Source organism: Sphingomonas sp. DC4900, from assembly GCF_049896485.1.
Classification (GTDB): domain Bacteria; phylum Pseudomonadota; class Alphaproteobacteria; order Sphingomonadales; family Sphingomonadaceae; genus Sphingomonas; species Sphingomonas aquatilis.
This window is the reverse complement of the sequence record NZ_JAFCUK010000028.1, coordinates 1-13,650: the sequence shown is the minus strand read 5'-3', so window position 1 is coordinate 13,650 and position 13,650 is coordinate 1. Positions and strand designations below refer to the sequence as shown.

Here is a 13,650-nt window from a genome sequence, read left to right as displayed (position 1 = left end):
ACCTTAACCGATGAGCCCGGTGGCCACCGAGACGCCGACGCCGGGGTGGGGCCTCGGCCCCACCCCGGCATACACCGTCATCTACACCGGGAAATTACACCACGACCGCGGACGCTACCATCTTCTCGGAGATGAAGGAGTAGCCGATGATCTCGTCAGCGTCGTCGAGCAGCGGGAAGACCTGCGGCGACGGGCGGGTCCGAAGCGACCCGCTGGTCTTCACGTCGGGATCGCCGCCGATGGTGGTGAGAAAGTCAGCGACACCGAGTGATTGCTGCGCCATGGCCGGAACGCCCGCCAGAGCCGCTGTGAGCGCCGCTACGGCTCGAAACGTACCCTGCCCTGCCATGACCGCCTCCCCGTCGTCTGGAGGCGTTCTCCGGCCCGTGAGCCGGGTGTTAGCAACCCTGCATAGCACAAGGCGCCGCCACCTTTAGGCGGAGCCCTGGACATGCGTGACGGCCACCCGGCCAACACCTAATTGCTGACCGGCTGCTATGTCTTGAGGTTGCTACGCCTCACCGCCGGGACTGACCGGGCGGCGAACGGACGCTATCACGTCGGGAGCGCCGAGCAAATGCGAAGCGTGGTGTCTCGCCCTGTCCGATAGGCAGCGGCGCACGGTTCGGATCAGCTGCGCCAGCTCCGGTGCTTCGAACGGCTCCGGGACGGTCAGCACCCGTGAGTGGTCGGCATGCACGAGACGTATGCTGTACGTGCGCGCGTCAGGGCGGACAGGCGCAGTCCCATTCGAAACGGGCGGGTGAAGAAGTCACCGCCTCGGCCGCGGTGAGCAGCTCGGCGACCAGTGTCGGGTCGAGATCGGCGAAGTGGCGAACTCGCTCGCCAGCCCGGCCGGGAAAGTGCGCGATCCCGCCGGAGATCGTAATGCCGACCAGATCTCCAACCGTTTCCGGCTTAGAGCCGGTCACGCAGGCGCCCTGCCCTGCCTGGCGGCACGCCGCTCACGAGCACGACGGCGTCGTTCCTCGTCGCGCGCGACCTGAGCGGCGTCGATCACCGGTGCTTCGACAAGGCGAAATCCTTCCGCTCGCCGTGCAGCTTCCCTTCGTCGAGCTCGCTCTGCCTGAACCTCGAATCTCAGATCGGAGCGGGTGACCACGTAATCCAACTCGTGCTCATGCTGCCTGATCAGCGCGGCCAGCGCATGGACGGTCACCTCGTGGCCCACGGCCGCATCTAAAGCTTGTAGCCAGCGAGGTGACGCGTAGCGGTGACGTTGGACCCAAACATCGCGGCCGAGTTCCAGGCCTACTACCAGCGCCCATGCAACCGCATAGAGGCGGCTCGCTACCACAGGCGTCGTTCCGGTCACCTTGTCGACGACGGTGAGCGCGATCAGCCCGGCCCAGAAGGTTAGGATGCTGACCACCGGACACGGGTAGGTCCGGCTGACCTCCAGGCGAGCGACGAAGCGATCCAGCACCGGTATGGAAGCTTCCCTGTCCGCCGATGCACACTTCTCAGCAATTCGGTCGTCTTCCATCGGATCGCGCTCGCAAAAAGCTAGACGCGTGATATACGCTTTACGTATACTAGGCAAATGGTAGATGCCTGGTATGCGTTCTCCTGCTTCGTCTGACCTGCATTGTCGCATCGTGCACCTGCTCACAAAGGCACGCCGTGATGCCAAGCTGCGGCAGGTCGATCTCGCTGGGCGGCTAAGTTGGCAACAGGCCTACGTGTCGCGGTACGAAACCGGCGAGCGCCTGCTTGGCGTTGACGAGTATGTTGCCGTGGCATTGGCTATCGGGGTCGATCCGGTCATGTTGTTGAAGCAAGCTCTCGAGATTTCAGTTGGTAAGAGGGTTGACGAGCGACCAACTGAATAGCGGGCATCCGCTTGGTAGGTCGTGCCGGTGCGATCGACGAGGAGCGAGGCATGGACATGGTTCGTCGCAGACGCCGACATTACCCCATCCGTCCTTCGTCACCGCGTTACTGCACTGACTGGGGCCTGGATCGATCGAGCAAGTCGCTGCCCGGTCCTGACGATTTACGCTAGCGCACGGCACTGTGGACGCAATGCGACGCTAGAGCCTGCCTTTCTGAATCTCCAAAATTCAAAGAAAATTATTTCGCGGGGTTAGAGGGTTCAATGAGAGGTTAAGAAGTTAGGGGTGCCGCTGTAACTGCTCAAGTCAGCGACTTTCCACGATTCGCTTTCGAAGGTGCGTTCCCGGAGTATCGTTGCGGCGTTCCTGAAGGATCGATGCTCGCGTTCCCGATGTATCGCCTCGCCGTTCCGGGAGTGTCGATTAGCGTTCCCGGAGTATCGATGATCGACGGACGGGTGGAAAATGAGCACTCTCATTGAATCAGTTTGCGATGGCGTTGCGCCGGCGACGTTCAAATTGTCCGAATCTGCGGTGCGCCACGAGGCCGTAGGAAGGATCTGTCACTCGCCACGCGATACATCCGGAACGCCATCGTCCTTGCGGATAATCTCGATGCCCGTGGAACGCGGCTTTTGCGGGACCAGTCTGCTGCAATGGACGTCGACCTCTTGCCGCTCTTCGGATCCCTCCACGACGCGGCAACAGCTCTCGCTCACCAGGGTCGGTTCGGCGCCCTGCAAATCCAGGCTGTAGCGGAAACCACCGTACATTTCGGACTCCGGGAACTATCGATCACCGAAGGTCTCTAGCATGGGTGCCAGTCGTAGCAGGCGGAGTCCGCTTTTCGCCTCCAGATCGCCGACGCGGCCACGGATGACGGCGTGAAAGTTCGCGCAGGCTCCGCCAAGCGCCCCGCGTGATCAGAGCCATCGCCACGGATGACGGTCCACCGCCATGCGCCACCTGATGCAGCGGCGCGAAGCCGGATGTGCTACCCGGCCGCGTAGTGTTGGCGAGCGCGGGCATTGCCCGGACCTTTTCAACAATCGTCGTCCAGTTGTAGCTCCGTGCCGCGTCTGCCAAAGGATCGCGTTGCTGCTCGATGTTCGGACACAGAACCCCGCGCTGGCGACGCCGTCCTATTCGGTGGCCACGAATCGCAGGTGATCTCTCTACCGCAGCGTATGCCGATTCTTAGCATCAAAGCGCCGCACGTAGCCGATGAAGGCGTTCTGATAGCTCACCGGGGTCCGGCCTGCGTCCGCCTCTATCCAGGTGCGGAAGTCAGCGTGGAGTGTCTGATAGTCCCAGCCGGGGCATTCGGCGCGCAGCGTTGCCAGAGTCGCGTCGGTGATCTCGCCGAAGGTGGCGCGGCCCGACAGGCTCTTCACGCTGCGGCGGATCAGGGCGGCGGCATCGACGCCGGGCTCGGCCGTCGGCTCAAGAGCGGGATCGGGCTTCGGGGCGGGGGAGGGTGCCTTGCCAGTCTTCGCTGCCTTCGCTGACGGCGCCGCCTTCGTCTCGCCTTCGCTTCGCCGGCGCATCCGCAACGCGGGTTCGCGCTTGCCATCGGGCTGCTCTATCGTCAGCGCATAGCCGGGCAGTTCGTCGCGCTCGGCGATCTTGGCGATCTCGAACTTGAAGCGGCGATACTGGCCCTCGGCGCCCGACTTCTCGAACAGCGTCGGCATCGAGATGGCGAAGCCCGCCTCGCCGGCGCCGCCCGCATGCTTGCGCGCGACCTTGTACAGCCAGCGCTCGCGCCCGCCGGTGATGTCGAAATAGGCGCGGTCGATCGACAGCACGCCGCCGGTCATCATCACGCCTTCCCAGAACCAGTTCGACAATTCGATTGTCATGCCACGCGAGCGCTCGGTCTTCTCGTCCACCAGCTGCGTCCAGCCGTCGAGCCAGCTGAACGTCGCCTCGCGGCGGTTCTCGGCACGGATATTTGTCTTGACCGTGGTCGACACCAGCCGGTCGAGCGCCTGGCCGAGCAGCTCATAGGCGCGACCCGTCGGCTGCCGCCCAATCGCGCGCAGCAGGTCGTAGGGCATCAGGTGGAGCTTGCGCGGCACGTCGTTAACGCCGCGGCGCGCCATGTCGGCGAGCATCGAGGCACAGTAGATCAGGATGTCCGCGTCCCAGATCGTCGCCATGCCGTAGTCGGGATTGGCCGAGACGTGGACCCACAGCTTGCCGTCCGGTGATCGGTAGTCGATCGGCTTCACACGCTTCGACTTTGCGAGGCTGAAGAAAGGCCGCTCCATCATTTCGCGCTGGTCGCGCAGCGGCAAGTCGGCAAGATAGGGGAGGAACAGCTCGAACTGCTCGGACACGGCCTCCCGGCGCGCGCGGGTCATGCGATGTTTCCCCGGGGAAACATCGACCAGCGGTTTACAAAACCGATGCTCCGCCCCTGCATGTTTCCCCGGGGAAACATCAGCGCTGGAGTCCTTTCCCGGTCGCCTCGAGGTGGGCCAGTGCATCGCGCAAGGCGGTCATCAACTCGTCCGTGTCTGCGCCAGAGCCCGCGTGGAGGCGGATCGTCACGCCTTGCCGGTTAGCCGACTGTACCGTCAGTGCGGTGCGCCCGTACTTGGTGGCGTAGCGGTACGGCTCCGGCCTTTCGTCACCGGACAACGCCTTTGGCGCGTCGAGCAGCCGCCGCAGCACGTCCGTGGCGGGGGAGGGGGGGGCGCCCGCCTCGCGACGTGCCGCCTGTTCCTTGGCGACCTGCCGCGCCATGGCGGTGATCGCCTTGGCCATGTCCTTGTCGTCTAGCGCCTGGGCGAGTGTATAGGCCGGCTTCAGCTGCACGTCGCCCGGCGAGGCGAAGGCGGCAATCACCGCGTCAGGGATCGTGGCGACCTTCAGCATCTTGGACAGCCAGCCCTTGGACAGCTTCAGCCGTTCGGCCATCCGCGTCTGGTGGTTGCCGTAATGCGCCTTCAGCGCGTCGAGATAGTTGCGGGCCCGCTCCAGGTCGGACACGTCGGCCCGCGCGCGGTTTTCCAGATCCGCCAGCCGGAAAGCCGCCTCATCATCCAGCTGCGCGACCTGCGCCACGAACTGCATGTCGGGATAGCTGTGCGAACGCAGCCAGCTGATCGACCAATGCCGCCGCGTGCCGGCGATCACCTCGAAATCGTGATCCGGATCGCCGTCGACGCGCCGCACCACCGCCGGCACCTTCTGTCCGCCCTCGGCGACGATCGAGTCGATCAGCTCGCGGCAATTCTCCTCCGAGAGGTGCGCGTAAGTGCGAGCGTTGCCCGGCCAGATGCGCACGCGCGCGGGATCGAGCAGCAGTTGGGTGACCTGCCGCACCTCGCCGCTCGCCACACGCGCCAGCGCGGACTCGCGACCGAGCAGCGTGGTCGTGCGCGCGCGTTCCGGGGGAGCCTCGCGCGCCGGGGCAGGGAAGGGGGCATTGCCTTGTTCGGACGCGTCATCTGCGAGCAGCGCCGCCAGATAGTCCGATTGCTTACGCGCCATGCCGCACCTCCCGTGCAGAACGTAAGTAGAACATGGCGTTGTAGGAAAGGTCAGGCCGCGGCATGGATCACCGCCTCCTCGCTGGCCGGTTCGACACGCCCCCAGCTTTGGCGCACGAGCTGCTCCACCTGCCGCAGCGCCTCGTCCAGATTGGCGCGGCTGCGCTTGTGCGTCTTGGGCGTGCCGATCGGCTTTTCCAGCTCGTAGACGGTCATCATCCGCATCGCCGCATGGCTGATCTCGGCCGATTCGAGGATCGGCACCGGGAGCAGGGCAGGGCCGAAGCTCTGCTCCATGATCGCGCGCACCATTGCGTGGCTGGGATCGTTGCCATCGAACTTGGAGCAGATCAGCCGGACGAACTGGTAGTCGACCTCGATGCCGGCGCCCGTCAGCTGGTGCAGCACCTGATCCATCATCGACAGGAATTGCACGGTGGAGCAGAAATCCGGCGTGGTGGCCGCCAGCGGCACCAGCAGCGCGTTCGCCGCCTGCATCACTGCCAGGCTAATCGTGCCGAGGGCAGGGGGCGGATCGAGCAGAACGATGTCATAGTCGCGCGCGAGGTCGGACAAACCGCGCTTCAGCTTGCGAAACCGCGCCGCCAGCACTGATCCGCCATCGCTGCCCGCTGCCGCCAGCTCATATTCAACGTCGAACAGTTCGAGATTGGACGGGATCAGGTCCACGTTCGGCCACGGCGTCCGCTTTACCGCGTAGAGCAGGTCCGCCTGGGTTGGGTCAATCGAGAGATACGGGTAGAGCGTCTCTTCCCGCGTAATGTTGAAGTGTGGGTTGAAGCCGAACAGGGTCGTCGTCGTCGCCTGGCTGTCGCAATCGACCACCAGCACGCGATAGCCCTGCACCGCGAAATAATGGGCTAGGTGCGTGGTGACGGTCGACTTGCCAACGCCGCCCTTGAAGTTCTGCACCGCGATGATCGCCGGCACGTCGAGCGGGGCGCGGGCAGGGGACGCGCCCAGCACCTCGCGCATCCGCAGCATTTCCTCGACCGTGTAGCCCAGCCGGCGCCCGCTCTCGGAGGCGGGGGCAGGGGGCAATCTCCCGTCATCTTCCGCCATGCGGATGCGGTTGGTAGAGCAGCCGAGCAGCTGTGCCGCCTCGGCGATGCCGAAGCGAACGTTGAGCCCCTTGCGGCTCTCGGGCAGAAACGCTTTGCGCCGGAGGCGTTCGATCATCCGCTCGCCAGCCTCGGCGAGGTCGCCGATCTGCGTCAGCACTGCACCATCATGTGCCAAGACAAAGCCCCTTGAACCTTTTCAGCAACGAACTTGCCAGATTTCATTCAGGGCGGCAAGAGGGCGGGCGAAGGGGACACAATGCCGATCCTGCACTGGCTGACACGCGACCGCGACGTGAAGGCGGCGGATGCCGTACCGTACCGCCTGCTGGAGCGCGACGCGGCGCTTTCCGCCGGCGCGCCCGGCAGCGGCAACATGCTGATCCAAGGCGACAATCTGGAGGCGCTCAAGAGCCTGCTGCCCAATTATCGCGGACAGGTGAAGTGCATCTACATCGACCCGCCTTACAATACGCGGTCGGCTGTTTCTGTCCATTATGACGACACGTTAGGCCGCGTCTGCATTTAGCGCAGCCAGATCATGGCGCATGCGAGGTGAACGAAGCCCATGAAGGCGGAGATGGTCTTCTCGCAGCGCAAGGCGATGCGGCGGAAGCGCTTGAGCTTGTTGAAGAAGCACTCAACCTGATGGCGTTCCTTGTAGAGGCGCCAGTCGATGGGCGGCTTTCCGGTTCGGCTGGGATTGGCTTTGATGGGGGCAGTAGCACCGAGACTGTCGGCGATGAAGGCGCGTAGCGGATCGGCATCATAGGCGGCGTCGGCGATGACGTGGCCGACACCCTTCAAGCCCGTCAGCAGCGCTTCGGCCTGGGGACGATCGCCCCATTGCCCGGGCGTCGGACGGATACGGATCGGCAGGCCGATGGCGTCGACCGCCGCATGCAGCTTGGTCGTCAGCCCGCCGCGGGACCGACCGATCGCGGCAGCTTCAGCCCCCCTTTTGCGCCCGCCGCATCGGCGTGCGCCTTCGAGATGGTGCTGTCGATCAGGACGTATTCGAAGTCCGGCGTGTCGGCCAGGCTATGGAAAAGCCGTTCCCATACACCGGCATGCGACCACCGCCGGAACCGCGCATGCACCCCTGTCCACTTGCCGAACACCTCCGGCAGGTCACGCCAGCGTGCCGCATTGCCGGCCATCCACAGGATCGCATCCACAAACAGCCGGTTGTCGACACCGCTCCGCCCTCGCGTCCCCTCCCGACCCGGAAGATGACCCGCAATCCGATCCCATTGCTCGTCCGTCAGCGTTCGTCTGCTCAAGGCTTGGCTCCTTCACCAGCCTTGGATCAGATCGGTCTTCCAAATGGAATCCGCTAAATGCAGACACTGCCTAGAGCACAGTCAGTGGCTGGCGATGATCTATCCGCGGCTTGAACTACTCCAAAAACTGCTCGCTGAGGATGGAAGCATCTGGGTGTCAATTGACGATCATGAGGGGCATTACCTCAAGATCGTGATGGACGAGGTGTTTGGACGCGGATCTTTCATTGCAAGCCCTGTTTGGCAAAAGCGTTACTCGCGTGAAAACCGAGAGGCGATCGGCGACGTTCACGAGTATCTGCTCGCTTATTCGCCATCACCTGAGCGCTTCAAAGCGCAACGCAACAAGCTGCCGCTTGATGAGGATCAGGCCAAGATCTATCGCAATCCTGACAACGCCAAAGAAGCAGACCCGAGTAAGCGTTGGCGTGGGCTTCCGATGACTGCGCAGGGCTACCGCCCAAACCAGATGTACGAGATTGTCGCCCCGAATGGTCGACGGCATACACCTCCCGAAGGTCGCTGCTGGTCGATGATTCGACCCGAGTTCGAAAAGCTAGTTGAGGCGAAGCGGATTTACTGGGGCAAGGACGGGAACGCACAGCCGAGCGTCATCCGTTTTCTTTCTGAGGTCGAAGGATTGGTGCCTTGGACATGGTGGCCACATGGCGAGGTCGGCCATACTGACGAGAGCAAGAAAGAGGCGAACGCGTTGTTTGGCGCCGACGTAAGTTTCGGCACGCCCAAGCCCGAACGCCTGCTGCAACGCATCCTCCACATTGCCACCAACCCCGGCGACCTCGTCCTCGACTCCTTCCTCGGCTCCGGCACCACGGCGGCGGTCGCGCACAAGATGGGGCGGCGCTGGATCGGGATCGAGATGGGCGACCATGCCGTCACTCATTGCGCGCCGCGGCTGAACAAGGTTATCGCGGGTGAGGGCGGCGGCATCAGCCGGGCGGTCGACTGGCAGGGCGGGGGCGGGTTCGACTTCTACCGGCTCGGCCCTGCGGTGTTCGACGCCGATGGCACGATCGCCGCCGGCATCGCCTTCGCCCCGCTCGCTGCGCACGTCTGGTTCGCGGAGACCGGGACGCCATTCGCCGGAGCGGCCGCCACGCCGTTCCTGGGCCACCATGACGGGCAGGGGGTCGCGCTGCTCTACAATGGCATTCTCGGTGACAAGCGTCCGGCGGGCGGCAACGTGCTGACACGCGCGACGCTGGCGCTGATCCGGGAGGGGGCAGAGGGCTTCACCGGCCCGGTCACCATCTATGGCGAGGCGAGCCGGCTGTCGCCTGCGACGCTCACCGCCGAGCGCGTCATCTTCAAGCAGACGCCCTACGACGTGAAGGCCCGCTGATGCAGCTCAAGACCTATCAGCAGGCGACCCTCGACACGCTGCGTCGCTTTTTCGAAGCGGCACAGGCGCACGGGCCCAAGGCCGCGTACGAGGCGATCACGACCGAGCCGGACCAGGTCAGGCGGCTGTGCGGCTATGGCGGGCGCTACACGCCCCTGCTCGGGCAGGAGGGGATGCCCTATGTCTGCCTGCGCCTGCCCACCGGCGGCGGCAAGACGCTGCTCGCCGCGCACAGCGTCGCGGTCGCGCGCGATGCGTGGATCGGGCGCGACTATCCGCCGGTGCTGTGGCTGGTGCCGACCACGACGATCCGCCGGCAGACCGTGGACGCGCTGAACAACCCGCGCCATCACTATCGTAAGGCGCTGGCTGCCGCCTTCGGTGAGCCGGTGCGCGTGTTCGACATCGCCGATTTCACCCGGCTGACCGCGGCCGACCTGTCGCGGCACCTGTGCGTGTTCGTCGCCACCATCCAGACGCTGCGCGTGGAGAACACAGAGGGGCGCAAGGTCTATGCGCACCACGAGGCGCTGGAGCCGTTGTTCGCGAACGTGCCGAAGCGGATCTCGGGGCTGGAGCCGCTCGGTGCCGAGGTGGCAAAGCGGGTAGGGGGCCACCCGGACGACATACGCTATTCCTTCGCCAACCTGCTCCACCTCCATCGCCCGCTGATGATCGTGGATGAGGCGCACAAGGCGGTGACCGGCCTGTCGCGCGAGATGCAGGCGCGCGTGAACCCGTCCGCCATCATCGAGTTCACCGCGACCCCGCATCCCAAGAGCAACATCCTCCACGCCGTTAGCGCCGCGGAGCTGAAGGCGGAGCAGATGATCAAGCTGCCCGTCCGCCTGGATGAGCACCAGACCTGGGAGGGTGCGGTGACCGGCGCGATCGCGCGCCGCGCCGAGCTGGCGGAGAAGGCGGGCCGCGATCGCGACGGATACATCCGCCCGCTGGTGCTGTTCCAGGCCGAGGACAAGGGCCGCGAGGTGACCGTCGACGTGCTGCTGGAGCACCTCCGGTCCGTCCACCACATCCCCGCCGACAAGATCGCGGTCGCGACCGGCGACCAGCGCGGTCTCGACGGCATCGACCTGTTCTCGCCCGACTGCCCGATCGACTACATCATCACCGTCGAGGCGCTGAAGGAGGGCTGGGACTGTTCCTTCGCCTACGTCTTCTGTTCGGTCGCCAACATTCGCAGCGCGACCGATGCGGAGCAGCGGCTCGGCCGCGTGCTGCGCATGCCCTATGCGAGGAGGCGCAAGGCGCCCGCGCTGAACAAGGCCTATGCGCACCTCGTGTCCAAGTCATTCGCGGAGGCCGCGACGGCCCTCAAGGACCGGCTGGTCGACATGGGCTTCGAGGAGCAGGAGGCGGAAGCGTCGATCGAAGCGGCGCCGACGTTGGGAGAGGGGCTGTTCGGCGCGCGCGCGCGTCCGCTGCCGTCCGCGCGGATCGAGGTTGCGGCGGATGCGGGCACTTTGGCGGCGGTGAGGGCCGCCGCGCCCGATCGGCTCAGCGTCGAGGATGGCGCGATCCGGATCACCGGCTTCCTGCGCGAGGCGGAGAAGGCGGCGGTCTATGCCGCGCTCCCCGCGCCCGCCGCCGCCCATGTGCGCGAACAGGTCGCCGCCTATGAGGCCGAGCACGCGCATGAAGCGGCGCCCGCCGAGCTTGGGCAGACGTTTGTCGTGCCCCGCCTGATGGCGCAGATGCAGGGCGAGCTGGTGTTCGCCGATACGGACCGCCTGTCCGAGTATTTCGACTGGTCGCTCGCCGAGGCCGGTCACCAGCTTACCCGCGACCAGTTCGACGTGGCCGAAACCGCCGACGCCTTTCAGATCGACCTCGACGGTGATCGGCTCACCGTGGCGCACAGCGACGTCAGCGACCAGTTGCTGCTCGACGTGCCGGTCGAGGGCTGGACGGAGAGCGGGCTCGTCGCGCTGTTGGCAAAGGCGGTGCGACAGGATGACGTGCGCCCCGCCGAGCTGCTGGCGTGGCTGGCCGATGTGGTCGGTTTTCTGGTCCGCGATCGCCATCTGCCGCTCGCCGCGCTGATGCGCTGCCGCTTCATGCTCGCGCGGCGCCTGCGCGATCGCATCGCCGCCGTTCGCCAGGCCGCGCGTGAGCGGGCGTATCAGAGCTGCCTCTTCGGCCCCGACGCTGCGCCGACCGTCTCGGTCGAGCACGGCTTCCGCTTCGCTGACGGCATGTTTGATGGCGTGCCCGCCTATCAGGGCAGCTATCGCTTCACCAAGCACTTCCTGCTCGCGGTACCTGTTTTCGACAGCGGCGAGGACGGCGAGGAGCTCAGCGCCGCCAAGCAGCTCGACGCGGTGCCGGAGGTGGACGTCTGGGTCCGCAACGTCGCGAGCCATCCCGCCGCCTTCTGGCTGCCGCTGGCGACGGGCCGCACCTACCCCGACTTCGTGGCGCGGCTGACGGACGGCCGCCTCCTGGTCGTCGAGTATAAGGGCGGCCATCTCGTCCGCGACGCAGCCGAAAAGCGCCTCGCCGGTGAGCTGTGGGAGCGAAGCGGCGGCGGCCTGTACGTCTTCGCCGAGCGGGAGCGGGACGGGATGAACGTACGCGATCAGATCCGTCGTGCGATCGGCCGTGGGTGATTGGCGGTCGTTTGGCAAAGGGCAGGGTTGGGTAGGAAAACGGACGGGGCGGCTTGGACAGACGGGAACGCCTTCATTCACCATTCACGCCGGCACTCACGGCAGCTACCAGCTCCCACACCCCTCATCGAAGTGCATGTTGGCTCATCCCGGCCAGACATTCTGACGCGGGTTTCTGACGCCTGCAGCAGGACAGACAAATTAAGCGACTCTCAATCTTTTGTTGAAATGTACGCCGCAAAGACGTACATGTGCGTGAAGGTTGGATGAGGTGTGCCATGCTTGGCTTTCAGGATCAGGTCGGCGCCGTTGAGGAGCGCAGCAGCGAGCGGATGAACTTCCGTACCAAGCCGCGCATCAAGCAGGCGATTCAGCAGGCTGCCGCTCTTTCCGGTGTGGACGATTCCGTCTTCACGATGGACGCGGCCTATCGCTCTGCGATGGAGACGATCGCGGCGCACGAACGCACCACCCTGCAGCCGGTCGATCATTCGCGCTTCTTTGCGGCGCTCGACACGCCGCCGGCACCCACCGAGCGACTTCGGGCAGCATTCGCGCGGCATCGTGAGACGATCGTCAGCAGGTGACGGCGACAGAGGACGCAAAGCTCTTCACCATCGAACCGCTCGATCCTGCCAAGCACGATCGAGCGGCCTTTTCCTGTGGCATCACGCAGGTCGACAACTTCTTCCGCCGGACCGCGAACAAGCTCGCCAAGGCGGATAACGTCCGCACCTTCGTGATGGTCGGTGCCGAGGGCGAGCTGATCGGCTTCTATGCCACCAACGCCCATGCGATCGACTATACCGAGTTACCCGATCGGTTCGCCCGCAACCGCCCTGCGCATGGCAGTATCCCGGCCGCCTACATTTCGATGATCGGCGTCGACAGCCGCTTTCAAGGGCAAGGCTATGGCGGCGATCTGTTGGTCGATTGTCTCAAGCGCCTGGCCTTGGCGGCCCAAGCGTTGGGGATCGCCGTCGTCATGCTGGACGTGTTCGACTGCGGCGATGCCGAGAAGGTGGCGAAACGCATCGCGCTCTATACCGGCTATGGCTTTGAGCCGCTGCCCTCCAACGGCTTGCGGTTGTTCCTGCCGATCGCGACGGTTCGGACTCTTACGCAAGCGGATGCGTAGGCTGAGAATTGCTGACGCGTAACTTGCCCAGTTCAAAGCCCCATGCTGCGCGGTCCTAATCAAGCATTTGATCTTTCAGCGTCAGAAGGGCGAGCACATCATTCCCAAAGCCTTTGACGCACTCCTCGGTCAGCTCAAACCTATCGGCGCCCCGGCGATCGAACCATGCGTCCGCCCCGATGATCGTCGGCCGCGACCGATCAATCTTTCCATACAGCACGTCCATCGCGTCTGACTCAGGATCGAGATCATCACGGGGAAACCAGTGATCCGGAATGCCGCCATTGCGTCGAAACCATCGGCGTCCGTTCTGACCGTGGCAAACGATCATACAGGGCCAAGGACTATGGTCGATAAACCTTTGCGCCGTCGCCAACCGGCTGGTGGAAAAGGCAGCCGCCAGAGCGTCGATTGCTTCGAATGACGGCCGCCGGTGAGCGGCAGCAAGCGGTCGAAACAGATAGGCCGGCATCAACAGGTCGGCGGCATAATTATCAGCTTGCCGCTCAATGCCGGCACCGCCCTGGCTGACACTTCCGATCTCACTCGCCCTGCAGACCGACGACCGGCCGCGATGATGCTGCCAGTGGCCCAACTCGTGCGCGATCGAGAAGCGACGGCGACGCGGATCGCCATCGCCTTTCACAGTGATGATCGCCTGATTGCGAAAGCCGATGATTGTCAATCGGCGTCCAAAAAGGACCCCCTATCGGCGTGCAAAAGGGACCCCCTTCGTCGAGCAGCGTAACGGGTATGACGGGCGCACTGTTCGTGCTGGTTGCGGCGTAGGGCGGGCGT

At 64.7% G+C, this 13,650-nt stretch carries 14 protein-coding genes and 1 pseudogene; 6 read left to right on the top strand and 9 right to left on the bottom strand.

From position 1 onward, the window contains the following. Window positions 1-94 precede the first annotated feature (94 nt). From ACP690_RS17740 to ACP690_RS17730, 3 genes are all read right to left on the bottom strand, one after another. Window positions 95-349, bottom strand: a complete 255-nt coding sequence (locus tag ACP690_RS17740; protein ID WP_426261866.1) for a hypothetical protein — start codon at window positions 347-349, stop codon at window positions 95-97. A 376-nt stretch (window positions 350-725) separates the two neighbouring features. Next, the gene (locus ACP690_RS17735; protein ID WP_426261865.1) at window positions 726-932 is read right to left on the bottom strand and encodes a hypothetical protein; all 207 of its coding nucleotides are present in this window, start codon (window positions 930-932) and stop codon (window positions 726-728) included. Then, window positions 929-1,507 carry a hypothetical protein gene (locus tag ACP690_RS17730; protein ID WP_066652223.1) on the bottom strand — a complete coding sequence of 193 codons (579 nt, stop codon included), beginning with the start codon at window positions 1,505-1,507 and terminating at the stop codon, window positions 929-931. Before ACP690_RS17730 ends, ACP690_RS17735 begins: the two co-directional genes overlap by 4 nt. A 64-nt stretch (window positions 1,508-1,571) precedes the next feature. Between ACP690_RS17730 and ACP690_RS17725 the strand changes: the two genes are divergently transcribed. Next, on the top strand, window positions 1,572-1,853 hold the full coding sequence (locus tag ACP690_RS17725; RefSeq protein ID WP_066652225.1) for a helix-turn-helix domain-containing protein: 282 nt from the start codon (window positions 1,572-1,574) through the stop codon (window positions 1,851-1,853). A 566-nt stretch (window positions 1,854-2,419) separates the two neighbouring features. Here the strand turns inward: ACP690_RS17725 and ACP690_RS17720 are convergent. From ACP690_RS17720 to ACP690_RS17705, 4 genes are all read right to left on the bottom strand, one after another. Further along, on the bottom strand, window positions 2,420-2,629 hold the full coding sequence (locus ACP690_RS17720; RefSeq protein WP_063690300.1) for a hypothetical protein: 210 nt from the start codon (window positions 2,627-2,629) through the stop codon (window positions 2,420-2,422). Between the two features lie 402 nt (window positions 2,630-3,031). Next, window positions 3,032-4,222 carry a replication initiator protein A gene (locus ACP690_RS17715; RefSeq protein ID WP_017980698.1) on the bottom strand — a complete coding sequence of 397 codons (1,191 nt, stop codon included), beginning with the start codon at window positions 4,220-4,222 and terminating at the stop codon, window positions 3,032-3,034. Between the two features lie 79 nt (window positions 4,223-4,301). Beyond that, window positions 4,302-5,357, bottom strand: a complete 1,056-nt coding sequence (locus tag ACP690_RS17710) for a ParB/RepB/Spo0J family partition protein (protein ID WP_066652229.1) — start codon at window positions 5,355-5,357, stop codon at window positions 4,302-4,304. 50 nt (window positions 5,358-5,407) lie between these two features. Next, window positions 5,408-6,556: an AAA family ATPase gene (locus ACP690_RS17705; protein ID WP_066487632.1), complete on the bottom strand. Its 1,149-nt coding sequence runs from the start codon at window positions 6,554-6,556 to the stop codon at window positions 5,408-5,410. Between the two features lie 141 nt (window positions 6,557-6,697). Between ACP690_RS17705 and ACP690_RS17700 the strand changes: the two genes are divergently transcribed. Next, a complete protein-coding gene (locus ACP690_RS17700) occupies window positions 6,698-6,967 on the top strand; it encodes a hypothetical protein (protein ID WP_426261864.1) in 270 nt (89 codons plus the stop codon). On the opposite strand, the pseudogene ACP690_RS17695 reads toward ACP690_RS17700, so the two are convergent. Then, a pseudogene (locus tag ACP690_RS17695) lies at window positions 6,964-7,721 on the bottom strand (IS5 family transposase). The gene ACP690_RS17700 and the pseudogene ACP690_RS17695 sit on opposite strands and share 4 nt — an antisense overlap. Window positions 7,722-7,815: 94 nt before the next feature. On the opposite strand from ACP690_RS17695, the gene ACP690_RS17690 reads away from it, so the two are divergent. From ACP690_RS17690 to ACP690_RS17675, 4 genes are all read left to right on the top strand, one after another. Next, window positions 7,816-9,084 (top strand): site-specific DNA-methyltransferase, encoded by a 1,269-nt coding sequence (locus tag ACP690_RS17690; RefSeq protein WP_426261863.1) that lies wholly within the window; start codon window positions 7,816-7,818, stop codon window positions 9,082-9,084. Continuing rightward, the gene (locus ACP690_RS17685) at window positions 9,084-11,714 is read left to right on the top strand and encodes a DEAD/DEAH box helicase family protein (RefSeq protein WP_426261862.1); all 2,631 of its coding nucleotides are present in this window, start codon (window positions 9,084-9,086) and stop codon (window positions 11,712-11,714) included. The genes ACP690_RS17690 and ACP690_RS17685 overlap by 1 nt, the downstream gene beginning before the upstream one ends. Before the next feature lie 278 nt (window positions 11,715-11,992). Next, on the top strand, window positions 11,993-12,301 hold the full coding sequence (locus tag ACP690_RS17680) for a DUF1778 domain-containing protein (protein ID WP_426261861.1): 309 nt from the start codon (window positions 11,993-11,995) through the stop codon (window positions 12,299-12,301). After that, window positions 12,298-12,852: a GNAT family N-acetyltransferase gene (locus ACP690_RS17675; RefSeq protein WP_426261860.1), complete on the top strand. Its 555-nt coding sequence runs from the start codon at window positions 12,298-12,300 to the stop codon at window positions 12,850-12,852. The genes ACP690_RS17680 and ACP690_RS17675 overlap by 4 nt, the downstream gene beginning before the upstream one ends. Before the next feature lie 55 nt (window positions 12,853-12,907). Here the strand turns inward: ACP690_RS17675 and ACP690_RS17670 are convergent, their stop codons facing one another. Beyond that, on the bottom strand, window positions 12,908-13,537 hold the full coding sequence (locus ACP690_RS17670) for an ImmA/IrrE family metallo-endopeptidase (RefSeq protein WP_426261859.1): 630 nt from the start codon (window positions 13,535-13,537) through the stop codon (window positions 12,908-12,910). Window positions 13,538-13,650: the final 113 nt, after the last annotated feature.